The sequence below is a fragment of the Ruegeria sp. ABF4_144 genome (genome assembly GCF_056160045.1).
Genome location: NZ_JBSWWK010000001.1, coordinates 3,077,685 through 3,103,806 on the forward strand (window position 1 = coordinate 3,077,685; position 26,122 = coordinate 3,103,806).

The following is a 26,122-nucleotide window of genomic DNA, read 5'->3' on the forward strand; positions in this document are numbered from 1 at the left end:
AAATTGAAGGCTTCTGGATGCGGAGCTCCGGGCATGTGACTATTTTTTAGGCACAGCCAACGGAACCTGATCAGAATCGCGCCCGATCTCTTGTGAACAGGAGGTTGCCCGGTGAAAAGAAGCCATGCCAGACACCCTGACCATTGTTGTCGTTGAAGAAGATCGCGAACGCGCGATTGCCATCGTCGATGCGCTCAAGGCGTCCGGTTCTTACGATGTGCATGTGATCGGTAATGTTTCGAGCCTCGCGCGAAAGATCGCGGCGCTGGTGCCGGATGTGGTGCTAATCGATATCGACAATCCCACCCGCGACATGCTTGAGGAACTGACGCTGGCCTCTGGCCCGTTAGAACGCCCGGTGGCGATGTTCGTGTCGGGCGCGGCGGGGGATCTGGCCTCAACCGCGATTGAGGCCGGGCTGTCAGCGTATGTGGTCGATGGAATGCAGCCCGATCGGCTGAAACCCGTGCTGGACGCTGCCATCGCGCGATTCCAGATCGTGCGCCAAATGCGCCGCGAACTGGCCGAGACCAAGCGCGCGCTGGAAGAACGCAAAGTGATTGACCGCGCCAAAGGACTGCTGATGAAGGCGCGCGGAGTGGAGGAAGAAGAGGCCTATGCTCTGTTGCGCAAGGCCGCGATGGATCAGGGCCGCCGCGTCGCCGACGTGGCCGAAGCGCTGGTGACGGCCTCGGGGTTGCTGTCATGAACGCGGTCACCCTGCCTGTTGCATATGTCCCTTTGGTAGACGCCGCCCCATTGATTGTGGCGCATGAGATGGGACTGGCCCGCGCCGAAGGGATCGAATTAGACCTGATCGCTGCGCCTTCATGGTCATCCGTGCGCGATATGCTGGCCTTTGGACGTGTGGATGCGGCGCATTTGTTGTCACCGGTGCCCGTCGCGATGGCGCTGGGACTGGGCGGGGTGACGCAGCCCTTGTCGGCAGTTTCGGTCCTATCGGTGAATGGAGACGTCATCGGCGTCAGCCGCGCCTTGGAAACCCGCCTACGCGAAACGGGCTATGAGTTCGACTTCCACGATCCGTTCAGGGCCGCCGCCGCGCTGACCTCGGTCGCGGATCGGCCCTTGGTCTTTGGCGTGCCGTTCCCGTTTTCTTTGCATGTGGAATTGTTGCATTGCTGGCTTGAGGCCACCGAGCTGTCAAAGGTCGGCGTCGAAGTGCGTACCATTCCTCCGCCACTGATGGCGCAAGCGCTTGCCGAAGGCGACGTGGATGCGTTCTGTGTGGGCGAGCCCTGGGGCTCAGTCGCGGTGGAATCGCAAGCCGGCGCATTGTTGCTGCCCGGTCAGGCGATCTGGGCTTTTGCACCGGAAAAGGTGCTGGCCGTGCGGACCGAGTGGGCAGAAACCGAACCACATCTGCTGGGCAAGCTTATGCGTGCGGTCTGGCGGGCCGGGCGCTGGCTGGGCCAGCCGGGCAGCCAAACCGCCGCCGCCGAGATTCTGGCACGCGATGCCTACCTGAACCTGCCGTCAGAGTTGATTGATCGAGCCTTGTCGGGACGGTTCATTATATCGGGGCAAGCAGAGCAGCGCGAAGTACCCGGGTTCCTGGAATTCCACGACGGGGCCGCGAATTTCCCGTGGCGCAGTCAGGCCAAGTGGATCGCCCAACGACTGGCCGTACGGTATGGTCTGGACCCGCATTTGGCGCGGGCGCAGGCGGGCAGCGTGTTCCGCAGTGACATCTACCGCGACCAGATGGCAGATATCGGGGCCGACCTGCCCGGCGCGTCAGAAAAGCTCGAAGGCGCGATTCGGGAAACCACCCCGGTTGCCTCGCACAACGGACAGCTGTCACTGAAACGGGACGCGTTTCTGGATGGGCGCATTTTTGACCCACAGGATATCTGACGCCCAAAAAATAGGCGGCACCCAGCTTCAAACAACGCAATCGCAGAAAATCGCGCCGCATCGCAGCAAAATCACTTGAGCCGAGGCCGGGTTTCTTCGAACCTGAACCCAACGGCACGCAATGGCGTGTGTCGATGAAATTCTTCCCAAAGTTTGGGATCGACTGAGCAAAGCCGCTCACACTCTGACCATCTCCTCCCGGTCAGAGCGTGTAGCGGCTTTTTCTTTTTCACCCCCGGAGACCCGGGAACATACACAAGGGACAGACCCACATGAACAGACTGATTGCAGGCCTTGTCGCCACCACCGCCCTGATCAGCCCGGCCCTGGCCGAGACGCTGGAACTGGAAAAAGACGAGCTGACCTTCGGCTTTATTAAACTGACCGACATGGCCCCTTTGGCCGTGGCCTACGAGAACGGCTACTTCTTGGACGAAGGCCTGTTCGTGACGCTCGAAGCGCAAGCCAACTGGAAGGTTCTGCTGGATGGCGTGATCGACGGCCAGCTAGACGGCGCGCATATGCTGGCCGGTCAGCCGCTGGCAGCGACTATCGGATATGGCACCGAGGCGCATATCGTCACCCCTTTCTCGATGGACCTGAACGGCAACGGCATCACCGTGTCAAATGAGGTTTGGGAAGAGATGAAGCCGAACATCCCGGTGATGGATGACGGTCGCCCGCAGCACCCGATCTCAGCCGAGGCGCTGGCCCCAGTGGTTGAAAAGTACAAATCCGAAGGCAAGCCTTTCAATATGGGCATGGTCTTCCCGGTGTCGACCCATAACTACGAACTGCGTTACTGGCTGGCCGCCGGTGGTCTGAACCCGGGTTACTACAGCCCCGAAGACGTGACCGGCCAGATCGGTGCGGATGTGTTCCTGTCGGTGACACCTCCGCCGCAGATGCCTGCGACTTTGGAAGCCGGCACCATCTATGGCTACTGCGTGGGTGAGCCGTGGAACCAGCAGGCTGTATTCAAGGGCATCGGCGTGCCGGTGATCACCGACTACGAACTGTGGAAGAACAACCCAGAAAAAGTCTTCGGCATCACCGCCGAGTTCGCTGAGGAATACCCGAACACAGCCCGCGCCGTGACCAAGGCTTTGATCCGTGCCGCGATCTGGCTGGACGAGAATGACAACGCCAACCGCCCCGCCGCGGTCGAGATGCTGAGCCAGCCCGAATATGTAGGCGCTGATTACGACGTGATTGCGAACTCGATGACCGGGACCTTCGAATACGAAAAGGGCGACAAGCGTGATGTGCCCGATTTCAACGTGTTCTTCCGCTATAACGCGACCTACCCGTTCTATTCAGACGCCATCTGGTACCTGACCCAGATGCGCCGCTGGGGCCAGATCGCCGAGCCGCAGACCGACGCGTGGTATGACGAGGTCGCCAAGTCGGTCTATCGCCCCGACATCTATCTGGACGCCGCTCGCATGCTGGTGGACGAAGGTCTGGCGAATGAAGCTGACTTCCCCTGGGACAGCGATGGCTACAAAGCCCCGACCCCGTCCGAGGATATCATCGACGGTATCCCTTATGACGCCCGTCAGCCCAACGCCTACCTGCAAAGCCTGCCGATTGGCTTGAAAGGCGAGCAGGTCGTCGTCGGCACCGAAGTTCAGGGTTAACTCCCCTGCCTCCCGACCTGGTGTGGTCGGGGGGCTTCCCTCTCACACAGAATTCTACCCCCGCCCGGACCTCAACCCGGGCCAGGAGACCGCAAGATGACAGCCATCGACCACGATACGCTATCCGCTGATGCTGAACGCGAGGCCCGCAAGGCCCGCCTGTTCACCCGGATCAACGCCGCCGACAAATGGTTTCAGGTTCTGGGCCTGTCCTGGATCACCCCGGTTCTGAAAGCCGCCGCAGGCGACAACCCCCGCGCCCAGATGGGCGAGATTTGGCGTTTGCTGGCCGTGCCGCTGCTGGCCATCTGCGCGTTCCTCCTGCTGTGGGGCACTCTGGCGCCCAAGGTGCAGACCTCGCTGGGCGCTGTTCCCGGGCCGGCTCAGGTCTGGTCCGAGGCGGTCAGCTTGCATAAGGACGCACAGGCCAAGGCCGCCAAAAAGGCCAAGTTCGAGGCGATGGTCGAAAAGCGGAACCAGAAATTCGTCGACGCCGGCCAACCTGAGAAGGTGAAGGAAGTCGCCTATACCGGCGCGCCGAGCTATTACAACCAGATCTGGACCTCGATCAAAACGGTCTTCTTCGGCTTTCTGATCGCCACCATCGTGGCCGTTCCGCTGGGGATCGCAGCGGGCCTGTCGCCCACCGCAAACGCCGCGTTGAACCCGCTGATACAGATTTTCAAACCCGTCTCGCCGCTGGCATGGTTGCCGATTGTGACCATGATCGTTTCGGCCGTGTACGTCACCAATGATGGCTGGTTTGCGAAATCCTTCCTGATCTCGGCCATCACCGTGACCCTGTGTTCGCTGTGGCCCACACTGATCAACACCTCGCTGGGTGTTGCGTCGATCGACAAGGACTTGGTCAACGTGTCGAAAGTTCTGAAAATGAACACCTACACCAAGATCACCAAGCTGGTGCTGCCCTCGGCCCTGCCGCTGATCTTCACCGGTCTGCGCCTGTCGCTTGGCGTCGGCTGGATGGTTCTGATCGCGGCTGAGATGCTGGCGCAGAACCCCGGTTTGGGCAAGTTCGTCTGGGACGAGTTCCAGAACGGCTCCTCCAGCTCGCTCGCCAAGATCATGGTGGCTGTGTTCACCATCGGCATCATCGGCTTCCTGCTGGATCGCGTGATGTACGCGCTGCAGTCCCTGTTCACCTTCTCGAACAACCGGTGATCGACATGACTGTGATGGAATTCAAAAACGTCAGCAAATCTTTCGGCACCGACACCGCTGCGACGGCTGTGCTGAAGGACATCAACCTCGCGGTTCAGGAAGGCGAGTTCGTGGTGCTGCTGGGTTTTTCCGGCACTGGCAAGACCACGCTGATCAACCTGATGGCGGGGATCGAGTTTCCCACCAAGGGCAGCGTGACCTTCCGCGACAAAGCCATCACCGGCCCCGCGCCAGAGCGGGGGGTGATCTTTCAGAACTATTCGCTGATGCCGTGGCTGACGGTGACGGGCAATGTGCGGCTGGCCGTGGATGCGGTCTTTCCCAAGATGCCCAAGGCCGAGAAAGAGGAGAAAGTCGCCCACTATATCCGCATGGTTGGCCTCAGCCACGCCGCCGCCCGCCGCCCCGCCGAACTGTCGGGCGGGATGCGTCAGCGGGTGAACGTGGCGCGCGCTCTGGCGATGGACCCCGAGGTTCTGCTGCTGGACGAACCTCTGTCGGCGCTGGACGCGCTGACCCGTGGCAATCTGGCGGAAGAGATCGAAAAAATCTGGGAAGAGAACCGCAAGACCTGCGTTCTGATCACCAATGACGTGGACGAGGCGATCCTGCTGGCAGACCGCATCATTCCGCTGAACCCCGATGGAACGCTGGGGACTGAGTTCAAGGTCTCGATCCCCCGCCCGCGCGACCGCTCAGCCATGAACCATGATGAGACGTTCAAGGCGCTGCGCGGCGAGGTCACCAAATACCTGATGGATGTGGGGATTGAGGCCAAAGTCGAAGGCACCAAGACCCTGCCCGACGTCACCCCGATCCACGGTGTGCCTGCAGCGGTGAAAGAGGCGCAGACGGGCCTGATCGACGAACGCTATCTGGACTTCAGCCAGTTGCACAAGATCTATCCCACGCCCAAAGGTCCACTGACCGTGGTCGAGGATTTCAACCTCAAGCTCAATCGCGGTGAGTTCATCTCGCTGATCGGCCACTCGGGCTGCGGCAAGTCCACCGTGCTGACCATGGCCGCCGGTCTGAACGAAATCTCGAAAGGCGCGATCAAGCTGGATGGCCGCCATGTTGAAGGGGCCGACCCCGAGCGCGCTGTGGTGTTCCAGTCGCCCTCGCTGTTCCCGTGGCTGACCGCGAAGGAAAACGTCTCGGTTGGCGTCGACCGCGTCTACCCGCGCGCCAGCCAGGCCGAGCGAGAGGATGTGGTGGAATACTACCTGGAACGCGTTGGTCTGGCCGACGCGATGGATAAATCCGCCGCCGAGCTTTCGAACGGTATGCGCCAGCGCGTCGGCATCGCCCGCGCCTTTGCTCTCAGTCCGAAACTGCTGTTGCTGGATGAACCCTTCGGGATGCTCGACAGCCTGACCCGATGGGAGCTGCAGGAGGTGCTGATGGAGGTTTGGTCGCGCACCAAAGTGACCACCATCTGCGTCACCCATGACGTCGATGAAGCGATCCTGCTGGCCGACCGCGTGGTGATGATGACCAACGGACCGCAGGCCACCATCGGCAAGATCACCAATGTCGACCTGCCGCGCCCGCGCACCCGCAAGGCGCTGCTGGCCCATCCTGACTACTACGAATACCGGCAAGAGGTGTTGGATTTCCTTGAGGAATACGAGCACGGCGCAAAGCCCAAGCCGAAAACCCCTTCCCCCAAAGCCATTGCCGCGGAGTGAATGACATGAAACAGAAATTGGTAGTCATCGGTGCCGGTATGGCCTCGGGCCGGGTGCTGGAGCACCTGACCGACACCGCCCCCGATGCGTTCGACATCACCTTGTTCAATGCCGAGCCGCGCGGGAATTACAACCGCATCATGCTGAGCCCGGTTCTGGCTGGTGATCAGACCTATGAAGAGATCATCACACATGACAACGCCTGGTATGCCGAACGTGGGATCACATGTCGGTTTGGTGAAAAAGTGGTCAAAATCGACCGCGAGCTGAAAGTGGTCGAAGGTGAGAACGGCCATGTGCCTTATGACAAGCTGATCTTCGGCACCGGCTCGAACCCGTTCATGATCCCGATGCCGGGGCATGATCAGGAAGGTGTGATCGCCTATCGCGATCTGGAGGACACCGAACAGATGATGGGCATGGGCGCGGGCAACAAGGTCGTCGTGATCGGCGGTGGTTTGCTGGGGCTTGAGGCCGCCGCAGGCATGGCCGCACGCGGGGCCGACGTGACCGTGGTGCATATCATGGGCCACCTGATGGAGCGTCAGCTGGACCCTGCTGCGGGTTACCTGCTGAAGAAATCGCTGGAAGAAAAAGGCATCACCGTTCTGCTGAACGCCAAATCGACCGAGATCGCGGGTGAGAACGGCAAGGCCCGTGCGTTGCTGCTGGAGGACGGCACCGAATTGCTCTGCGACCTGTTGGTGATGGCTGTGGGCATCCGCCCCAACACCGCCCTTGCGCAGGACACGGGTCTTGCCGTGGGCCGCGGTATCCATGTGGACGATCAGATGATCACTTCCGATGCCGATATCTTTGCCGTGGGCGAATGCGTCGAACATCAGGGCGAAATCTTTGGCCTTGTCGCGCCGCTCTACGATCAGGCGAAAGTCTTGGCACAGACTCTGCTGGGCGAAGAGGCCGCGTTCAAACAGCGCTCGCTGTCCACCAAGCTGAAGGTCACCGGCTGCGACCTGTTCAGCGCGGGCGACTTTGCCGAGGGCGAGACCCGCGAAGATATCGTCTTTCGCGACCCTGCCCGTGGTGTTTACAAGCGGCTGGTTCTGGAAGGTGAAAAGCTGGTCGGTGCGGTCATGTATGGCGATACCGGTGACAGCAACTGGTTCTTTGGCCTGATCCGCGATGGCGAGGACGTGTCCGAGATGCGCGAGACGCTGATCTTTGGCCCTGCCTATCAGGGGGGCGGCTCTGCGGACCCTCTCTCAGCCGTTGCAGCATTGCCGCCTGAGGCGGAAATCTGTGGCTGCAACGGCGTTTGCAAATCCGACATCACCACCGCTATCGAAGGCGGCGCAACTGATCTGGGCGCCATCCGCGCAACCACCAAGGCGAGCGCCTCGTGTGGGACATGCACCGGGCTAGTGGAACAACTTCTGCAGGTCACGCTGGGCGATGATTTCCAGATGCCCACCGCGCAACCCATCTGCGGTTGCTGCGACCTGACCCATGAAGACGTCCGCCGCCTGATCAAATCGCAAGAGCTGAAAAGTCAGGAGGCCGTCTGGCAGGAACTGGGTTGGAAAACACGAAACGGCTGCCATGTCTGCCGCCCGGCGGTGAACTACTACCTGTTGGCCGACTGGCCGGTGGAATACCAGGACGACCCGCAAAGCCGTTTCGTCAACGAACGCAAACACGCCAACATCCAGAAGGACGGCACGTTCAGTGTTGTGCCCCGCATATGGGGCGGCATCACCAACCCGGCAGAACTGCGTGCCATCGCCGATGCCGCCGAGAAATACGATGTGCCCACCGTCAAGGTTACCGGTGGTCAGCGGATCGACCTGCTGGGCGTGAAAGGCGCGGACCTGCCTTACATCTGGTCCGACCTGAACAAGGCCGGGCTGGTATCGGGTCACGCCTATTCCAAGGGTCTGCGCACGGTGAAAACCTGTGTCGGCACCGATCACTGCCGGTTCGGCACGCAGGACAGCACGGGATTGGGCGTGAAGCTTGAGAAAATCCTGTGGGGGTCGTGGACGCCGCATAAGCTGAAGTTGGCGGTCTCTGGCTGCCCGCGCAACTGTGCCGAGGCGACCTGCAAAGATATCGGCGTTGTCTGCGTCGATAGCGGTTACCAGATCAGCATCGGCGGCGCAGCCGGTATGGACGTCAAGGAAACCGAACTGCTGGTGCAGGTGCCCACCGAGGATGAGGCCATTGAGGTCGTCATGGCCGTTACCCAAGCCTATCGCGAGGGCGGCAAGTATCTGGACCGTCTGTATAAGTGGATGGCGAAGGTAGGCCTCGACTGGATCAAAGAAACCGTTGTGGATGACCTCGACAACCGCCGCGCACTGGTCGAACGGTTCGAGCTCAGCCAATCCATCTATCGCAAAGACCCATGGGCCGAGCAGGCCAAAGAGGCCCCGCGCTTTGCACCGCTGGCCGATCTGACACTGGAGGCCGCAGAATGAGCTGGATCGACATCGGACATATCGACGACATCCCCCTGCGCGGCGCGCGGGTCGTGAAAACCCCAGTCGGCTGCATCGCCCTGTTTCGCACGGCAGAGAATGAGGTCTTTGCCGCCTCGGACCGCTGCCCGCACAAGGGCGGGCCATTGTCGGAAGGCATCGTGCACGGCCAATCCGTCACTTGCCCGCTGCACAATTGGGTATTCGACCTGAACTCGGGTCAAGCCCAAGGCGCGGACGAAGGGCAGATTGCCACCTACCCGGTGCAACTTGACGGCGACCGCATCCTGCTCGACAGCACCTCGTTGGGCCAAAGGAGCGCCGCGTGAAGGATCTGACCGCCTGCGCCAAGCGCTCGACCTGCCCCTATTGCGGTGTCGGCTGTGGTGTTCTGCTGCAACTGGACGGTGCCGGCGGTCTGACAGTCACCGGCGATCCGGACCACCCAGCCAACCACGGAAGGCTTTGTTCCAAGGGCTCAGCCTTGGCCGAGACCATTGGCCTCTCGCACCGCTTGCTGGCCCCGCGCGTCGCGGGCGTCGAGACCGGCTGGGATGATGCGCTACAACTGGTCGCCGACCGATTCCGCGAAACCATCGCCGAACACGGGCCGGATTCGGTGGCCTTCTACGTCTCGGGCCAGTTGCTGACCGAGGATTACTACGTCGCCAACAAGCTGATGAAAGGCTTCATCGGCTCGGCCAATATCGACACGAATTCGCGGCTTTGCATGGCCTCGACCGTGGCAGGGCATAAACGCGCCTTCGGCACCGACACCGTCCCCGGCACCTATGAGGATATCGATGAGGCGGATCTGGTGGTTTTGGTCGGCTCCAATCTGGCCTGGTGTCACCCGGTTCTGTATCAGCGCCTGATGGCGGCCCGGCAGGCCCGCGGCACAAAAATTGTGGTGATCGACCCACGCCGCACGGCCTCCTGCGACAGCGCCGACCTGCACTTGCCCTTGGCGGCAGGCAGCGATGTGGCGCTGTTCAACCACCTGCTGACGCAGATCGACGCGCGTGGGCTGGTCGATACAGATTTCCTGACTCACACCACCGGTATTCTCGAGGCACTGGACAGCGCCTTGGCCGGCGATGTCTCGGTCACCGGGTTGGACCCGGAGGAAATCGCGACATTCTGCGACATGTGGACCGGCACCCAGAAAGTGGTGACCATCTTTAGTCAAGGCGTGAACCAATCGACCTCGGGCAGTGACAAGGTCAATGCGATCCTCAACTGCCATCTGGCCACCGGACGGATCGGCAAACCGGGCTGCGGGCCACTGTCGGTCACCGGCCAGCCCAACGCCATGGGCGGGCGCGAGGTTGGCGGGCTGGCCAATATGCTGGCTTGCCATCTGGATATCGAAAACGCAGACCACCGTGCAGCCGTGCGCGAATTCTGGTCGGCCCCAACAATGCCCGAAGCCCCCGGCCTGAAAGCGGTTGATATGTTCCGCGCTATCGGCGACGGGCGGATCAAGGCACTATGGGTGATCCACACCAACCCCGCCGTATCGATGCCCGAAGCCGACGCGGTGCGCGACGCCATCGCCGCCTGCCCCTTCACAGTGGTCTCGGACATCACCGACCGTACCGACACGGCACGGCTGGCCGATGTGCTGCTTCCTGCCTCGGCTTGGGCCGAAAAAGACGGCACCGTCACCAATTCCGACCGCACGATCAGCCGCCAGCGCGCGGTTCTGCCCGCCCCCGGACAGGCCCGCGCCGATTGGGACATCCTGTGCGAAGTTGGACGGCGAATGGGCTGGACCTCGGCCTTTGACTATCAAAGCCCTGGCGAGATTTTCCGCGAGCATGCGGCGCTGTCCGGCGTGGCGGCACGGTTTGGCAAGGATTTCGATATCTCGGGCTTGGCCGAGCTTGACACATTCGGATATGAGGCCCTGGAGCCGACACGCTGGCCGGTGAAAACCACGCGGCAGGGCGGACGGTACTTTGCGGATGGGCAGTTCTTTCACGTCGATGGCAAAGCCAAGCTGTTACCGGTCAAATGGCGCGCACCTGCTGCTAAAACCGGCCCGCGTTATCCATTCTGGCTGAACACGGGACGTCTGCGTGATCAGTGGCACACGATGACCCGCACCGGGCTGTCGCCCCGCCTGTCGGCACACCTGCCCGAACCGTTTCTGGACATCCACCCGGACGACGCCCGGAACCACAAGATTTCCGCTGCCGATCTGGTCGAGGTGAGCAGCCCGCACGGCAAGGCCATTCTGCGCGCGCGGATCAACTTGGATGTAACTCAGGGTCAGGTATTCGCCCCGATCCACTGGACCGGAGAAACCGCTCCTTCTGCCCGCATCGACGCGGTGGTGGCGGCCGCAACCGACCCGGTTTCAGGCCAGCCTGAAAGCAAGGCGTCGGTTGTGAATGTCACCCGGTTCAACGCCAAATGGTACGGCTTTGCGGTCTCTGACCGTGAGATGGACCCAAGCTGCGACTACTGGGCGCAAAGCCCAACGAAATCCGGTTACCGCGCCGAGTTGGCCGGACTGGACCAGATCGAAGACTGGCATGCTGCAGCCCGCGACCTGTTTGGATTGCCCGACGCAGAAATCACTGCGGTCGAGGACCCGGCCAAGGGTGTGGCCCGTCTGGCCTGCCACAAAAACGGACGGCTGGTTGCCGCGCTCTTTGTCTCGCCCCAACCAGTCGCAGTGATGCGCGACTATCTGGCGACGCTGCCGCAGGTGCCCAATCTAGGCCTGCTGTCAGGCCGCGCACCGGCCGACATGCCAGACCCGGGACCAATTCTGTGTTCCTGCTTTGATGTTGGCGTGAATACAATCCTGACAGCGATCGAAACCCAGGGTCTGATCTCGGTCGCAGCCATTGGTGAGGCACTGCAGGCTGGAACCAATTGCGGATCTTGCCGCCCGGAACTGGCCACGCTTCTGGCCTCGGCCCAACAAAAAGAAGCGGCCGAATAGAAAAACCCCCGCCAAGGCGGGGGTTTCATCTGTTTTCGCAACGCTTACTCAGCTGCGTCTTGGTATGCGTCCATTGGTGGGCATGTGCAGACGAGGTTTCGGTCACCGTATGCGTTGTCGACGCGGTTGACGGGGGACCAGTATTTATCGACGCCCATGGAGCCCGGCGGGAAGCAGGCCTGTTCGCGGGTGTAGGGGCGGTCCCAGTCGCCGACCAGATCGCGCACCGTGTGGGGCGCGTTTTTCAGCGGGTTGTTTTCCGCGTCGATCTTGCCGTCGATGATGTCCTGCGCTTCCGAGCGGATCGACAGCATGGCGTCGCAGAAGCGGTCGAGCTCGGCCATGGGCTCCGATTCCGTGGGTTCGACCATCAGGGTCCCGGCCACCGGCCAGGACATGGTGGGCGCGTGGAAGCCTGAATCGACCAGACGCTTGGCGATGTCGTCGACGGTAACATGAGCGGCCTCATCCAACGGACGGGTGTCGAGGATGCATTCATGCGCCACACGACCGGACTCGGAGGTGTAGAGGATCGGGTAGGCCTCGGCCAACCGCGCGGCGATGTAGTTGGCGTTCAGGATCGCCACTTTCGTCGCCTGCGTCAGACCCGCGCCGCCCATCAGCAGCACATAGGCCCAGCTGACCGGCAGGATCGAGGGCGACCCAAACGGCGCCGCCGAGACCGGGCCCACGGCTGTGCCGTATTCCGGGTGACCGGGCAGGTGTTCCTCAAGATGCGCTTTGACGCCGATCGGGCCCATGCCGGGGCCGCCACCGCCATGCGGGATGCAGAAGGTCTTGTGCAGATTCAGGTGGCTGACGTCGCCGCCAATGTCACCCGGACGCGACAGACCGACCATGGCGTTCATGTTGGCGCCGTCGATATAGACCTGACCGCCGTGGTCATGGGTGATCTGGCAGACCTCCTGCACGGTGGTCTCGAACACGCCATGGGTGGAGGGGTAGGTGATCATGCAGCCGGCCAGATGATCGCTGTGCTTCTCGGCCTTGGCGCGGAAGTCATTCAGATCGATATTGCCGTTCTCATCCGACTGCACCGGTACAACCTGCCAGCCCACCATCTGCGCCGAGGCCGGGTTAGTCCCGTGTGCCGAGGTCGGGATCAGACAGACATTGCGGTGCCCTTCGCCGCGGGCGAAGTGATAGTTGCGGATGGTCAGCAGGCCCGCATATTCGCCCTGCGCACCCGAGTTGGGCTGCTGGCTGATCGCGTCATAACCGGTGATCTGGCACAGCTTGTCGTTCAGATCGGCAATCATCTCGTGATAGCCCTGCGCCTGATCTTCGGGGCAGAACGGGTGCAGATTGCTGAACTCGGGCCAGGTGACCGGGATCATCTCGATCGTGGCGTTCAGCTTCATGGTGCAGGACCCCAGCGGGATCATTGCCCGGTCCAGCGCCAGGTCACGGTCGGCCAGACGACGCATATAGCGGGTGATCTCGGCCTCGGCCCGGTTCTGATGGAAGATCGGATGAGTCAGATAGGGCGTCTCGCGCAGCGCGTAATCCGGCAGGCGGTACTGCTTGTTCGAGCTGTCATCGGTGCGGTCGATGCCGAAGGCACCCCAGACAGCTTCGATGGTCTCGGGACGGGTCTGTTCATCCAGGCTGATGCCCACTTTCGTGTCGCCGATCTTGCGCAGGTTGACGCCACGCGCCACGGCGGCCTCCATGACCGTTTTCTGCAGATGACCAACCTCGACCGTGATGGTGTCGAAGAACACCTCAGGTTCGACGGTAAAGCCCGCCTCTTCCAAACCGGCGGCCAGACGCGAGGTCTTGCGGTGCACCGATTGCGCGATGGCCTTGATGCCGTCGGGGCCGTGGTACACGGCATACATCGAGGCAATCACCGCCAGCAGCGCCTGCGCGGTGCAGACGTTCGAGTTGGCTTTCTCGCGCCGGATATGCTGCTCGCGGGTCTGCAGCGACAGGCGGTAGGCCTTGTTGCCGCGGCTGTCGATGCTGACACCGATGATCCGGCCCGGCATCGAGCGCTTCAGCTTGTCGGTGGTCGCCATGTAAGCGGCGTGCGGGCCGCCATAGCCCATCGGAACGCCAAAGCGCTGAGTCGAGCCGATGGCAATATCCGCGCCCATCTCGCCGGGCGACTTCAGCAGGGCCAGTGACAGGATGTCGGCAGCGACGATGGCAATCGCCTTGTGCTCATGCAGCGCCGCGATCTCGGCGGTGTAGTCGCGCACATGGCCATGGGTGCCGGGGTACTGGAAGATCGCGCCAAAGACGGCACCAGCGTCCAGGCTGTCGGGATCGCCCACCTGCACATCGATGCCCAGAGGCTCAGCCCGGGTTTTGATCACCGCGATGGTCTGCGGGTGGCAGTTCTTGTCGACAAAGAAGGCCGCGTTGTTGGCCTTGGACCGGCCGCCGCGCTTGGCCATCGCCATGGCTTCGGCCGCCGCAGTGGCTTCGTCCAGAAGCGAGGCGTTGGCCACGTCCAGCCCGGTCAGGTCGCTGACCATGGTCTGGAAGTTCAACAGCGCCTCAAGACGGCCCTGGCTGATCTCGGGCTGGTACGGCGTATAGGCGGTGTACCAGGCTGGGTTTTCCAGAATGTTGCGCAGGATTGGCGCCGGGGTCGTGGTACCGTAATAGCCCTGACCGATCAGCGAGGTCAGAACCTTGTTCTTGCTGGCCACCTCGCGCATATGGAACAGCGCATCCCGCTCGGTCATCGCCGGGCCCCAGTCCAGCGGCTCCTTCTGGCGGATCGCGGGGGGAACGGTGGCGTCGATCAGTTCGTCCAGCGTCTTGAAGCCGATCACCTTGAGCATGTCGCGCATCTCGGTCGGGCTGGGCCCGATATGGCGGCGATTGGCAAAGTCATAGGCTTCGTAGTCGGTCAGTTTGAAGGCCATTGCAGCGCTCCTATGAATAAGTCAGGTCGGGCGGAGGCCGCGAGGACCTCCGGTAGAAAGCGGGCCGGGTCGGCCCGAACGGGTGGGGTCCCGGATCAGGACCCCGGCAGAGGCTCAGCCGATAAAGGCCTTGTAGCCCGCTTCGTCCATCAGATCTTCCAGCTGCGACGCGTCCGCGATCTTGATCTTGTAGATCCACGCGTTGCCCTCGGGGTCTTCGTTCAGCGCGCCGGGGTTGTCGGCCAGCGTCTCGTTGACCTCGGTGATCTCTCCATCGACCGGCGCATAAAGCTCGGACGCGGCCTTGACGGATTCGATCACGCCGATCTCACCGTCCTTGGCAAATTCCTCGCCCACGTCCTGCTGTTCGACAAAGACCACTTCGCCCAGCTGCTCGGCCGCATGCGCCGTGATGCCCAGCGTGGCGGTGTCGCCCTCAACGGTCAGCCATTCATGCTCTTCGGAATAATAGGTTGCCATGGTGTCTCTCTCCTGACTTCAACGCTTGTAATTCTGTTTGACGAAGGGCAGCGCCACGATCTGCGCCGGTTGCGCCTTGCCCCGGATGATCAGGTTCACCGTCTCGCCCGGTTCGGCATGGCCTGCAGCCACATAGCCCATCGCCACCGGCCCGCCGACCGTGGGGCCAAAACTGCCCGAGGTGATCTGGCCAATCGTATTGCCTTCAAGGCACTGCACCTCGACGCCCTGACGCGCGGGGGCGCGGCCTTCGGGCTTGATGCCCACCAGCTTGCGCGCGGGGCCGTCGGCCAGTTCGCGCTGGATACGCTCGGCGCCCGGAAAGCCGCCCTCTTCCTTGCGGCGCTTCTGGATCGCCCAGCCCAATGAGGCCTCAATCGGCGAGGTGCTCTGATCGATGTCATTGCCATAAAGGCACAGCCCGGCCTCCAGCCGCAGGCTGTCGCGCGCGCCCAGACCCGCCGGTTCGCAATCCTCATGCGCCAGAAACGCGCGGGTGATCTCAATCGCCTTGTCCTCGGGGATCGAGATCTCGTAGCCGTCCTCACCGGTATAGCCCAGCCGCGAGATGCGGCACTCGGTGCCCATGATCTCGGCCACGGTGGTTTCCATGAACTTCAGCTCGCGCGCCGCGGGGCACAGTTCGCCCACCACATCCTCGGCCTTGGGACCCTGCACAGCGACCAGCGCGCGGTCGAAGATCTCGGTCACTTCGACGCCGTCCAGATGGGCCTGCATATGCGGAATGTCCTGATGCCGCAGCGCCGCGTTCACCACGACGAAATAATGATCCCCCGCGTTCGACACGATCAGATCATCCATGATCCCGCCTTCCGGATTGGTGAAGAACCCGTACCGCGCCTTGCCCTCTTTCAAGGTCGCATAGGCCTGCGGGCAGAGCACCTCAAGCTTCTCGCCCACATTCTCGCCCCGCAGGATCACCTGACCCATATGGCTCACATCAAACACCGCCGCCTTCTCACGACACTGCTTATGCTCCCCCATGATCCCCAAAGGATACTGAACAGGCATCTCCCAACCCGCAAAATCAACCATCTTACCGCCCAACTCAACGTGCAAGGAGTGGAGAGGCGTGCGCTTAATATCGGTCATGGGTCCAACCTTTCTTAGGTCATAGTCTCTGAATGCCGCATAAATCCGTCTTGCGCCAAAGCTTTTTTGCCCAGCTTCCCACGACTTTCTCACAAGTCAACAGGTAGGGAACTTTGATCTGTGTCAGGGTCGACCACCTTGAAGCCGGGTAAAGGGTATACGCCTGTATGCTGCATTCGTGTTTCTGATAGGAAACTTTTTTCCCTTACGCAACATCAAAATCGGAAAATGCAGACCGCCCCGCAGACCGCCTCCCTAAGCCGCTGAGATTTTTGCCGGACCTCCGTGCAACGCCTCTGGCACCTGCCAGCATCCTGCCCTAAGACTCCGCCTGAGAGGGACCGCCATGTCACATATAACACTGGTTCGCCACGGCCAGGCCAACACCGATGCGCGTGATGAAGAGAGCTATGACAAGCTCAGCGAGCTGGGCCACCAGCAGGCGCGCTGGCTGGGGGCGCATCTGCAATTTACCCGAACCAGCTATACCCGCGTCTATTGCGGCACCCTGACCCGCCATGTCGAAACCGCAGCCAGCATGGGGCTGGCCGAGCCGACCCGCGACCCCCGGCTGAACGAGATCGAATACTTTACCATCGCCAAGCTGTTCGAAGAACAGCACGGCGTTGTCGTCCCGACCGACCGCGAAGGCTTTGTAGAACACCTGCCCCGTACCTTTGCTGCCTGGGCCAATGGCGAGATCAAGGATACGCCCGAGACATTTGAGGAATTCGAGACCCGCGTTTCCGGCGCGCTGCGCGATATCGGAACCGAGGGCGGGCCCGCGATCGTCGTAACGTCGGGCGGGCTGATTTCGATGGTGGTGCGGCAAGCGATGGGGCTGGATATCCCTTCGATGGCGCGGGTGGCCCTTGCCATCATGAACACGTCGATGCATCGTCTGCACCCGATCGGCCCGCAGCTGAGCCCGGTCCTGTTCAACGCCATTCCGCATCTGGAAGCGCCCGATCGGCAATACGCGCAGACCCACCTGTAACCTCGGAGGCTCCTGATGCAGCTTTACTATGCCCCCCGTACGATCTCGGTCGCTGTTGCCATCGCGCTGGAAGAAGCGGGGTTGGAGTATGAAGCCGTCAAGCTGGACTTCGCCGGGGGTGAGCAAACAAAACCGGCTTATAAGCAGATCAACCCCAAGGGTCGCGTTCCGGCGCTGGTGGTGGATGGCGGTATCCTAACGGAAACCGGCGCGCTGCTGGAGTATATCGCGGCCAAAGCCCCCGAGGCAGGCCTCGTACCAGTTGATCCGGTCATGGCCGCGCGCATGCGTGAGGTGATGTTCTACCTTGCTTCGACCATGCACGTGAACCACGCCCACAAGATGCGCGGACACCGCTGGGCCGACAAGAAAGCCAGCTGGAAAGACATGAAAGACAAGGTCGCGCAGACAATGACCGCGTCTTGCGAGTACATTTCGTCGAACGGCCTGCGCGGGCCGTTTGTGCTGGGCGAGGCTTTCTCGCTTGCCGATGCGTACCTCTATGTGGTCTGCAGCTGGCTGGAAGGTGACGGCGTTGACGTTTCGGCCTTTCCCAAGATCGTCGCATTCCGTGAGGCGATGGAAGCGCGGCCTTCAGTTCAGGCGGTGCGCGCCGCCGGAATGCTCTGACAAAAGGAAATACAATGACACATCTCTGGGTCCGGGCAGAACAGCGCCCGAACGAGGAACGGGTAGGGCTGACTCCCGAAGGCGCTGCCGCCCTGATCGCCGCAGGCATCCGCGTGACGGTCGAGGAAAGCCATGTCCGTGCCATTCCGATTGATGGCTACAAGGATGCCGGTTGCGAGATCGTAGCAGAAAACTCCTGGCCCCAGGCCCCGCATGATGCAATCATCTTCGGCCTCAAGGAATTGCCCGAGGATGGCACGCCCCTGCCCCACCGCCACATCATGTTCGGCCATGCCTACAAGGGCCAGCATTCCGGCCGCGCGCTGTTGGAGCGGTTCAAGGCCGGCGGCGGCACCCTGTACGATCTGGAATATCTGGTCGACGAAAACGACCGCCGTGTTGCCGCCTTTGGCTATTGGGCGGGTTATGCCGGCGCTGCCGTGACGCTCAAGACATGGGCGGCGCAGCAACGGGATCAGGAATGCCCGCCAGTGGGCGTCTATCCCAGCAAGGACGCGCTGAATGCTGAACTGCTGGCCGAGTTGGACGCCACCGGCGCCGACCGACCGCGTGCCATCGTCATTGGCGCCTTAGGCCGCGTTGGCACCGGTGCTGCGGACCTCTGCGAAGCGATGGGCGTCAGCGTCACCAAATGGGACATGGCCGAAACCGCAAGCGGCGGGCCGTTTCCGGAAATCCTGGAACATGACCTGTTTCTGAACTGTATCTTTGCCCGCCCCGGCACCCCGGTCTTTGTCCCGCAAGCGGCACTGACCGCAACGCGAAACCTGACCGCCATCGGCGACGTAGCCTGCGACCCGGACAGCGATTACAACCCGGTCCCCGTCTATGACCGCGCCACCACTTGGGAGGCTCCCGCCCTGCGCGTGGCCACTGATCCGGTGATGGACGTGATGGCGATCGACAACCTGCCGTCAATGCTGCCGGTCGAAAGCTCGGAAGACTATGCCACACAATTGTTGCCCTCGCTGCTGACCCTGACCGATCTGGACAGCGGCATCTGGGCGCGCGCTCGGGATGAGTTCCAAAAACATGTCTAGGCGAGGCCTCTGATGGAACACCTGATCGGAACGGCTGCAGCGGTGCTCGGAACAATCTGCTGGCTGCCCCAAACCCTGAAAACCTGGCGCACGCGCGAGACTAAAGACCTTTCCCTGCCCGCAAACCTGCTGATCCTGACAACACTGACCTTGTGGCTGATCTACGGGCTGATGATCGCGGCCTGGCCACTGATTTTTGGCAATGTGGTATCGATCCTTCTTGTCGGTGCGATTGTGACCGCGAAACTGAAATTTGGTTGAAAACCAAAAGGAGCGTACGAATGACGATTCACTGGTGTGGCACCGGCCTGTCGGCCATTCCTGGCCTGCGCCGCCTGATCGAAGGCGGCCACAAGGTCACCGTCTGGAACCGGACCATCGAAAAGGCCAAGGCCGAGATCGGCGACCTGACCGACGACATCCGCGCCTTTGATATCGACGCCTTGGGCGCGGTGCTGGAAAAGGGCGACGTGATCGTCTCGATGTTACCGGGCGATTGGCACGTGCCGCTGGCGGAACTTGCAATCTCGAAAGAGGCGAACTTCGTGTCGTCGTCCTACATCGCGCCCGAGATGCGCGCGCTGGACGAAAAGGCGCGCGAGGCCGGAGTCGCGCTGGTCAACGAGGTCGGGCTGGATCCGGGGATCGACCACTTGATGGCGCATGCGCTGGTCGCGGACTACCGCGCCTCAGACGCGTTCGATGCAGAAAACCACCTTAGCTTCATCTCGTATTGCGGCGGCATCCCCAAGAATCCCAACCCGTTCCGCTACAAGTTCAGCTGGTCGCCTTTGGGCGTTCTCAAGGCGCTGCGTTCTCCTTCGAAGTCAATCCGCGACTACGCGCCGCTGGACGTCGCGCGCCCATGGGACGCGATCACCAGCTATATCGCACCTCTGCCGACACCGGAGAGCTTCGAGGTCTATCCGAACCGAGACTCGATCCCTTTCATGGCCGAGTACCAGTTCGAAAAGCACTGGCCGGTCAAGGAATTCGTCCGCGGCACCCTGCGCCTGAACGGCTGGGCCGATGCATGGTCGGACGTGTTCACCGAGATCGAGACCCTATCGGGGCCCGAAGGGGACGCCCGCCTTAAAGAGATGTCGGATCAGTTCTGGGCCGAGAACGCCTATGACGAGGGCGAGCCGGACCGCGTGGTTCTGTGTGTGGGTCTGAAGGCGGAAAAAGACGGCATCCCGGTCTGGAACAAGACTTACGTGATGGATGCCTGGGGCGACGCCCGTGGCACTGCGATGGCACGTCTGGTGTCTGTGCCGGTCTCACTGGCGGTCGAGGCCGTCCTGAACCGCGCCATCCCCGCCGGCGTTCACGCCGCCCCCAGCGATCCGAAACTGGTACAGGACTGGATGGCTGAGATCGACAAGTTGGCCCAGCACCTGCAAGTGGTTGATCACACGCTCTAATGCAATAGCGCCGACCGGTGTAAGCCGGTCGGCGCTCAGTTCACATAGACATAAGCCAAGTCCAGAAGGTTCATTCTAAGCGCCTTGCTGAACAGCGTTTCGGCGTCTCGCATCGCATTCACTGCGCCCCCTTCAACATGATCGGGAAAAACAAACTCTCCATCCGAGATACACTCGAACATTCTGTGATTCACGATCATAATCCGAGACAACTCGGCCGAAGGGGCAGGTACAAAGTCGAGAACGAACCATAAATAGATGGCCTGAACTTCGACTGTTGCAGCTTGCCTATCCTTTGCAATGAGGTCGCGCCAAGTTGGATAGCCACTGGCATCTAGCACGCGCTTGATGACCTTAGGGTGCGTTTGTTCAAAGTCTTCGATAACTTCGTCGCATACCGGTTGTAGGTAAGATGCACGCTTGTCAGGCAACAGCGGCGGGCAGTTCCCAGCAAGTAGCCTGCAGTGCAAGAAAAACATGAACTGAAGCTCTCGATCACGCGGATTCCCAGCCAACTCATCCCTGGCCTCTAGCGTATTCTTGAGAAAGGCCGTCTGGCTTTTGGGGAATCGTGACGGGTTCCAGGTGATTTTCTGAAGATGGTCTTCCGGCAACCAAACCGCAGAGTCACCTCTGTTCCATACCGAAAATACCATGTCATCAATGGCCGCATAATCTTCTAATTCGAGCAGAAGTTTGTACTTGTTTTCCAACGAATAGGTATTCTCGGAGTCGAGTGCCAAAGACGTGTTCAGCGCCTGCAAGGAAGACTGCGATTCACCAGTTTCGTAGAAGATCTTTGCTTTCCATTGCCACGGAACCGGGCTGTCCGGATCAGCCTTAGCAGCTAGGTCCGCCTCACGGTGCGCTGCGTGCCAATCCTGCTGCTGCATGTGCACCCGCATCTTGTGCCGGTGGAACAATGATCGGGTCGAAGGTGCGTAAGCTGCCCACTTCAAAAACGTATCGCACGCGGCAAGTTTCGCTTGCGGGTCCAGAACTTTGTAGGTGCAGCTCGCATTCAGCCTTTGATGCTCGCGCCCAAGAACCCAAACCCCTGCAGTCGCGATCAGCACAATCCCAGTTAATATCCAAGCAAGTTTCGATTTGCGTTTAGGTGGCTTGGCAGGAAAATCGGAATTCATTTAATCAACCTAAAGTGTATTCCGTCAGACCTAGCCACATGACTTGCACCATGTCCAGAGCAACACAGAAACCAAAAAGCCATCCCGGTTTCGCGGGATGGCTTTCCAGTTTTCTCAGTCGCACTTTACGTCGGCATCAAGCCTAGATGTATTGCGCGATTACCGCTTCGACGTCGCTGCGATTGATGCCCAGCTCGGCCAAATCCTGATCAGACAGTCGGTTCAAATCCTGCGCGGCGCGAACGATATCCGATTTGATCGCCTGCAGCCGCATGGCCCGGTCGAACAACAACACGGAACTGGCCCTTACCGGCGGTTCGTAGGTGAGTTTTGAATCCAGCATCCTCTCCTCCATCTTTCACGCTAGGCACGGCGCCTGGATCACTGCACGGGGCGGCGAAAGGGCTTCTTGTGGTAGACACTTTCATAGGCGCGCCGGTTGATGTCGCAGCGCGGAATGCCAATGTCTTCCAGCTGTCGGTCGGTCAGGTTTTCCAGCGACCGGACGGTTTTGGCATAAATCCCACGGCGGAAGTTTTCGACCCGTGCTTCGGCGTAATTCGAGAACATACCGAAGAAGAGCCCCTTCTGCGGAGTTACAGTTTGTGCGTATCCCATGACTTTCTCCTTTCAGTCTGAATTGCATTCGTCGTTGCTGAAACAGATAAAAGAAGCCCGCGTTAACGCAGCCAGAGGGATAGATTAAAAAGGGTTAATGTATTGGGTCAGGGATCGTTGTTGGGTGCGTCCAGATACACATACGCCAGATCAAGCAGATTTTGGCGCAGTGGCGGAGTAAACAAATGCGCATAGACCATCGTCGCATCATCACCCTCGGGGCCGACATATCGGAGCGGATAGATATATTTTTCGGGGAAAACGCAATCGAACACTTTGCTCGCTAAAATGAAGCCCTCGGAAGCTTCAATAGGATCGCTTTGCGTCAACACTGCGATCTGACCCGCGTAGAGAGCCTGAATGTCGTATTTGCTCCACCTTGTTTCTTGAGCATAAAGCTCACTTACAGTCTGCAAGCCAGTCTCTCGCAGTTTGTCGCCGTAATAGTCAAAGTGCTCACCCAATCGCTTGATCGCTTCAGAGCATGTGAGTTCAGGATAGGTTTCCCGCCGTTCGGGAAAAAGTGGCGGGCAGTGAGGCCCAAGACCAAGACATGCCCCGTAGTAATAGCCAATGAGGCCGTTATCCTGCGGATCGCGATTGATCCCTTCGACCGTCATTTCGAGCAGTTGATAATAAAGCTTATCCTCAATTAGGTGACTTCCCCACGTCTTTTTAATCCATCTGCGATCGGGGTAAGTCTTTGCTAGTTTCGCGAAATAGGCGTGCAGTTGGTCGTCCGCACCCATCGCGCGAAGCAATTTCCCTTTCATTTCTAGCGAGTAATCACTAGCAGGTGCGCGTGCCAACGCCGCCTCAATAGCCACAAGTGCGTCGGCGTAGCCCTTGGTGCGCATCAACACTAGTGCTTTCCACTGCAGCGGCACTTCGCTTTCGGGATCCGCTGCAATCGCCAGATCGGCTTCACGCTTTGCGGCCTCCCAATCCTCCAACTCCATGTAAAGCCGCATCTTGTTGCGATAGGCCATAGACCGCTCAGCCGGGTCAAAGACGGCCCAGTCCAACAGCAGATCGCAGGCGTCGAGGGTGGTCTGTACGTCACCTTTATCCGAGCTACAGATTTCAACCAGCGCGTCATGTTTCTTGCGAAAAATCGGCAGCGCCACGATGCACAACACGACCAGAACAATGGCCACGCGGACAAATGTAAGTTTGCGTTTCGGGGGATCAGCAGAAATATCAGAAGTCATTCAATCAACCAAAAGTATATTCGGTTGGACTGAATCAAACCTGTGCAAATTTGTAAACGGCCTTAAAAACAATGCCCGCAATCATCGCGGGCACTGTGTCTACATCAAATCGTTTTCCACATCCTCGGCCGAAATACCCAGCGCATCCAGACCGTTTTCCAGATGGTCCGACAGGTGCGGCGTGCCGATCAGATAGTCGGCACAAGGGGTCGAGGCCTCGGACTTGGCGGTTGCAATTGCTTCGGCCAGATCCTCGGCGAAAAAGCTCTCGCGCCCTATCCACATAACGGCGACCAGTTCGGCCTGCTCGTCCTCACCCATACGGTCAATGAAGGCGCGCAGTTCACCCTCGGCGCGGTCCAGTTCACGCCCCATCATGGCGACCTGAGCGATTTTTCTTGCCGAGATTTCCAACATGTCCCAACTCCTCGTGTTCGCGGTTTCTAGTCTACCACAACCACTCGGCGGGATCTGAGTCTTTGATCTTACGCAAACAATGCGGCCTTATGGCTCGCGGATGCGGGAAACCGGTTGGTCGGGTACAGGCGCAGTGCGAAACGGGCGGAACCGGGCTTTTTTGACCCACAGTTTCAGCGCCTGCCACAGGATCAGGGCAAACGCGCGACGGGCACCGAACGGGCGGCGCAGCAGCGACCACAGGATCGTACCATCGGAAAGCGGTGCGCGCGGCCCGGTCAGCGTCGCGATCAGCCCGCCGCCCTCGCGGCCGTAGTCGATCCAGACGCCGACCCGGTCGGGTCGATAGTCAAAGCGGAAGGTATAAATCCCTTCGATCTTTTGAAACGGCGAGACATGCATCAGCTTGTCCGCCACAATCCGGTCCGAAGGTTGGATCGGCGCGAAATTTGGATTGTAACACAAATAGCTGTGGCGCGTGCCAAATGTGTTGGTGACCTCGGCCACCACTGCAAAAAGCTGTTGTTCAGCGTCGAAACAGAACCAGAAGCTGACCGGGTTGAATACATGACCGAATACGCGCGGCTGGGTCAGCAAAGCGATCCGCGCCGGTTGGGTAACACCCATCTGGTCGAACTGCTCACGCAGCCAAGCAGCGCCACGGCCTTGCCCCGGCTCTCCGCCATGGTCGCGGTCTCGCCAATTGGTCACGTTGGCCCGGTTCAGGGAAAACAGCAGCGGGGTTTCCGGTTCGCCTTCTGGATCCAGCAGAATATAGTCGACGGAATAGCGAAAGGCGTTCTGAATATCCCCCTTTCGCCCGTGAAAGGTGTGGCCCGCGATATGGTCGATCCTGTTCACGCCGCATTCCTTGCTTTGCCTGTAAACCGTTCAAACGGCATTCTTTTCCTTGTCCGCTTGTACCAGAGTATACGAAAGTTAGCCCAATACGGATTAAAAGCCGCAAACAAAGTGATCCGCCTTGGGCTGACGCACGTATTATTGTTATGTTTACCGAGATCGATACCGTGACCTTGGATGAACCGGCGGCTGAAAGGCCCGCACTCAAACCTTGGCGCGAAAAGAAACGCATCAGGGGCAAGCCGGTGAACAAAGCGGATGGCAGTTGCAATACCAGAACTGAGTGGGTGAGCCACGTCAGACGCATTCGGGACGCGCAGGATCAGGCGGCCTTTGCCGAGCTGTTCCAGCACTTCGCGCCGCGGATTAAGGCATTCCTGATCAAGTCAGGGTCAGACCCTGCGCTGGCTGAGGAATGCGCGCAAGAGGTCATGGCGACCTTGTGGCACAAGGCGCATCTGTTCGACCCCACGCGTGCGACTGTCGCAACTTGGGTGTTTACGATTGCAAGGAACAAGCGCATCGACGTTCTGCGCAAACAACGCCGGCCCGAGCCCGAAGATCTGGGATGGGGCCCAGAGGCAGAACCGGAACAGGACGACGTGATCGTGCTGCAACAAGAAACCGCGCAGCTTCGTGATGCCATGGCGGCATTGCCCGAGGCGCAAAGAGAACTGATCGAAAAGGCCTATTTTGGCGATCTGAGCCACCGAGAGATTGCCTCTGCAACCGGATTACCGCTGGGCACGATCAAATCACGTATACGGCTGGCGCTGGACCGCTTGCGCCACGCGATGAACTGAGATGATGACAATGAGCAACGATATCAAACATCACCTGACAGACGACCTGCTGATGGCCTATGCCGCTGGCACTTTGCCCGAGGCATTCGACCTAATGGTGGCCACGCATCTTTCTCTCTGCGACCACTGCCGTGCCCGCGCAGAGAGTTTCGAAGCGGTCGGCGGTTGCGTTTTGCAGGATCAGGACGCGACGGCGAATATGAGCGATGGATCTCTGGCCGCAACCATGGCGTTGATTGCACAAGGCGCGCCGATCGCTAAACCGGCCCGTCCGACCTGTTCGGTTCTGCCCGCTCCTCTGCAGGATTACGTGGGCGGAGATGTGAACGACATCAAATGGCGATCTATCGGCATGGGTGTGAAACAGGCGATCTTGCCAACCACACGCGAGGCAACCGCGCGCCTGCTGTTTATTCCCGCAGGTGCGGCCGTGCCAGATCACAGCCACAACGGTGTCGAGCTGACAATGGTTCTGCAGGGTGCGTTCTCGGACGAGGTAGATCGTTTCGGTCGCGGCGATGTTGAGATCGCCGATGAAGATCTGCACCACACACCGACCGCCGACATCTCGGAAGATTGTATCTGTTTGGCCGTCACCGACGCACCGCTGAAATTCAACAAACTGATGCCGCGCCTGTTTCAACCCTTCCTGCGTATCTGAGAAATTCGATCGCACC

Annotated in this window: 24 protein-coding genes; 15 read left to right on the plus strand and 9 right to left on the minus strand. The window is 60.3% G+C overall.

What is annotated here, in order from left to right:
- The first annotated feature begins 124 nt into the window (after positions 1–124).
- The 8 genes from ACXAGD_RS15410 (at position 125) to ACXAGD_RS15445 (ending at position 11,785) form a co-directional block, all read left to right on the plus strand.
- The gene (locus ACXAGD_RS15410; RefSeq protein ID WP_475211743.1) at positions 125–709 is read left to right on the plus strand and encodes an ANTAR domain-containing response regulator; all 585 of its coding nucleotides are present in this window, start codon (positions 125–127) and stop codon (positions 707–709) included.
- Complete coding sequence (locus tag ACXAGD_RS15415) at positions 706–1,878, plus strand: ABC transporter substrate-binding protein (RefSeq protein WP_475211744.1); 1,173 nt, start codon at positions 706–708, stop codon at positions 1,876–1,878. Before ACXAGD_RS15410 ends, ACXAGD_RS15415 begins: the two co-directional genes overlap by 4 nt.
- A gap of 272 nt (positions 1,879–2,150) precedes the next feature.
- Positions 2,151–3,518, plus strand: coding sequence for a CmpA/NrtA family ABC transporter substrate-binding protein (locus tag ACXAGD_RS15420; protein ID WP_475211745.1), 1,368 nt, complete (start codon positions 2,151–2,153; stop codon positions 3,516–3,518).
- A gap of 96 nt (positions 3,519–3,614) precedes the next feature.
- Positions 3,615–4,700 carry an ABC transporter permease gene (locus tag ACXAGD_RS15425; RefSeq protein WP_475211746.1) on the plus strand — a complete coding sequence of 362 codons (1,086 nt, stop codon included), beginning with the start codon at positions 3,615–3,617 and terminating at the stop codon, positions 4,698–4,700.
- Between the two features lie 5 nt (positions 4,701–4,705).
- The gene (locus ACXAGD_RS15430) at positions 4,706–6,391 is read left to right on the plus strand and encodes an ABC transporter ATP-binding protein (RefSeq protein ID WP_475212608.1); all 1,686 of its coding nucleotides are present in this window, start codon (positions 4,706–4,708) and stop codon (positions 6,389–6,391) included.
- A 5-nt stretch (positions 6,392–6,396) separates the two neighbouring features.
- The gene (gene nirB, locus ACXAGD_RS15435) at positions 6,397–8,829 is read left to right on the plus strand and encodes a nitrite reductase large subunit NirB (RefSeq protein ID WP_475211748.1); all 2,433 of its coding nucleotides are present in this window, start codon (positions 6,397–6,399) and stop codon (positions 8,827–8,829) included.
- Complete coding sequence (nirD, locus tag ACXAGD_RS15440) at positions 8,826–9,158, plus strand: nitrite reductase small subunit NirD (RefSeq protein ID WP_170328020.1); 333 nt, start codon at positions 8,826–8,828, stop codon at positions 9,156–9,158. The genes nirB and nirD overlap by 4 nt, the downstream gene beginning before the upstream one ends.
- Positions 9,155–11,785 carry a molybdopterin-dependent oxidoreductase gene (locus ACXAGD_RS15445; protein ID WP_475211751.1) on the plus strand — a complete coding sequence of 877 codons (2,631 nt, stop codon included), beginning with the start codon at positions 9,155–9,157 and terminating at the stop codon, positions 11,783–11,785. The genes nirD and ACXAGD_RS15445 overlap by 4 nt, the downstream gene beginning before the upstream one ends.
- 44 nt (positions 11,786–11,829) lie before the next feature.
- On the opposite strand, the gene gcvP is transcribed toward ACXAGD_RS15445, so the two are convergent.
- The 3 genes from gcvP to gcvT form a co-directional block, all read right to left on the minus strand.
- Complete coding sequence (gene gcvP, locus ACXAGD_RS15450) at positions 11,830–14,685, minus strand: aminomethyl-transferring glycine dehydrogenase (RefSeq protein WP_475211199.1); 2,856 nt, start codon at positions 14,683–14,685, stop codon at positions 11,830–11,832.
- Between the two features lie 114 nt (positions 14,686–14,799).
- Positions 14,800–15,165: a glycine cleavage system protein GcvH gene (gene gcvH / locus ACXAGD_RS15455; protein WP_475211197.1), complete on the minus strand. Its 366-nt coding sequence runs from the start codon at positions 15,163–15,165 to the stop codon at positions 14,800–14,802.
- An 18-nt stretch (positions 15,166–15,183) separates the two neighbouring features.
- Positions 15,184–16,278, minus strand: a complete 1,095-nt coding sequence (gene gcvT, locus ACXAGD_RS15460) for a glycine cleavage system aminomethyltransferase GcvT (RefSeq protein WP_475211752.1) — start codon at positions 16,276–16,278, stop codon at positions 15,184–15,186.
- Between the two features lie 346 nt (positions 16,279–16,624).
- Here gcvT and ACXAGD_RS15465 point away from each other — a divergent pair, with 346 nt between their 5' ends.
- From ACXAGD_RS15465 to ACXAGD_RS15485, 5 genes are read left to right on the plus strand one after another with little or no spacing between them, the layout of a single operon-like run.
- The gene (locus ACXAGD_RS15465) at positions 16,625–17,275 is read left to right on the plus strand and encodes a histidine phosphatase family protein (RefSeq protein WP_475211753.1); all 651 of its coding nucleotides are present in this window, start codon (positions 16,625–16,627) and stop codon (positions 17,273–17,275) included.
- Positions 17,276–17,290: 15 nt separating this feature from the next.
- Positions 17,291–17,905 carry a glutathione S-transferase family protein gene (locus tag ACXAGD_RS15470; RefSeq protein WP_475211754.1) on the plus strand — a complete coding sequence of 205 codons (615 nt, stop codon included), beginning with the start codon at positions 17,291–17,293 and terminating at the stop codon, positions 17,903–17,905.
- A 14-nt stretch (positions 17,906–17,919) separates the two neighbouring features.
- Positions 17,920–18,966, plus strand: a complete 1,047-nt coding sequence (locus ACXAGD_RS15475) for a saccharopine dehydrogenase (RefSeq protein WP_475211755.1) — start codon at positions 17,920–17,922, stop codon at positions 18,964–18,966.
- Between the two features lie 12 nt (positions 18,967–18,978).
- A complete protein-coding gene (locus ACXAGD_RS15480) occupies positions 18,979–19,227 on the plus strand; it encodes a SemiSWEET family sugar transporter (RefSeq protein WP_475211756.1) in 249 nt (82 codons plus the stop codon).
- Positions 19,228–19,247: 20 nt separating this feature from the next.
- A complete protein-coding gene (locus tag ACXAGD_RS15485) occupies positions 19,248–20,390 on the plus strand; it encodes a saccharopine dehydrogenase family protein (RefSeq protein WP_475211757.1) in 1,143 nt (380 codons plus the stop codon).
- A 35-nt stretch (positions 20,391–20,425) separates the two neighbouring features.
- Here the strand turns inward: ACXAGD_RS15485 and ACXAGD_RS15490 are convergent, their stop codons facing one another.
- The 6 genes from ACXAGD_RS15490 to ACXAGD_RS15515 all read right to left on the minus strand — a co-directional run bounded on the left by ACXAGD_RS15490 (position 20,426) and on the right by ACXAGD_RS15515 (position 24,642).
- Positions 20,426–21,535, minus strand: coding sequence for a tetratricopeptide repeat protein (locus ACXAGD_RS15490; RefSeq protein WP_475211759.1), 1,110 nt, complete (start codon positions 21,533–21,535; stop codon positions 20,426–20,428).
- Positions 21,536–21,677: 142 nt separating this feature from the next.
- A complete protein-coding gene (locus ACXAGD_RS15495) occupies positions 21,678–21,878 on the minus strand; it encodes a DUF1127 domain-containing protein (protein ID WP_475211761.1) in 201 nt (66 codons plus the stop codon).
- Positions 21,879–21,916: 38 nt separating this feature from the next.
- On the minus strand, positions 21,917–22,153 hold the full coding sequence (locus ACXAGD_RS15500; RefSeq protein ID WP_475211763.1) for a DUF1127 domain-containing protein: 237 nt from the start codon (positions 22,151–22,153) through the stop codon (positions 21,917–21,919).
- Positions 22,154–22,260: 107 nt separating this feature from the next.
- Entirely contained in the window at positions 22,261–23,364 is a 1,104-nt protein-coding gene (locus ACXAGD_RS15505) for a tetratricopeptide repeat protein (RefSeq protein ID WP_475211765.1), read from the minus strand.
- 99 nt (positions 23,365–23,463) lie between these two features.
- On the minus strand, positions 23,464–23,781 hold the full coding sequence (locus tag ACXAGD_RS15510) for a DUF3775 domain-containing protein (RefSeq protein WP_170408475.1): 318 nt from the start codon (positions 23,779–23,781) through the stop codon (positions 23,464–23,466).
- 87 nt (positions 23,782–23,868) lie between these two features.
- The gene (locus tag ACXAGD_RS15515) at positions 23,869–24,642 is read right to left on the minus strand and encodes a DUF1365 domain-containing protein (RefSeq protein ID WP_475211767.1); all 774 of its coding nucleotides are present in this window, start codon (positions 24,640–24,642) and stop codon (positions 23,869–23,871) included.
- A gap of 146 nt (positions 24,643–24,788) precedes the next feature.
- On the opposite strand from ACXAGD_RS15515, the gene ACXAGD_RS15520 reads away from it, so the two are divergent.
- Positions 24,789–25,445 (plus strand): sigma-70 family RNA polymerase sigma factor, encoded by a 657-nt coding sequence (locus tag ACXAGD_RS15520; protein ID WP_475211768.1) that lies wholly within the window; start codon positions 24,789–24,791, stop codon positions 25,443–25,445.
- A gap of 10 nt (positions 25,446–25,455) precedes the next feature.
- Positions 25,456–26,106: a ChrR family anti-sigma-E factor gene (locus tag ACXAGD_RS15525; protein WP_475211769.1), complete on the plus strand. Its 651-nt coding sequence runs from the start codon at positions 25,456–25,458 to the stop codon at positions 26,104–26,106.
- The last annotated feature ends 16 nt before the right edge of the window (positions 26,107–26,122 follow it).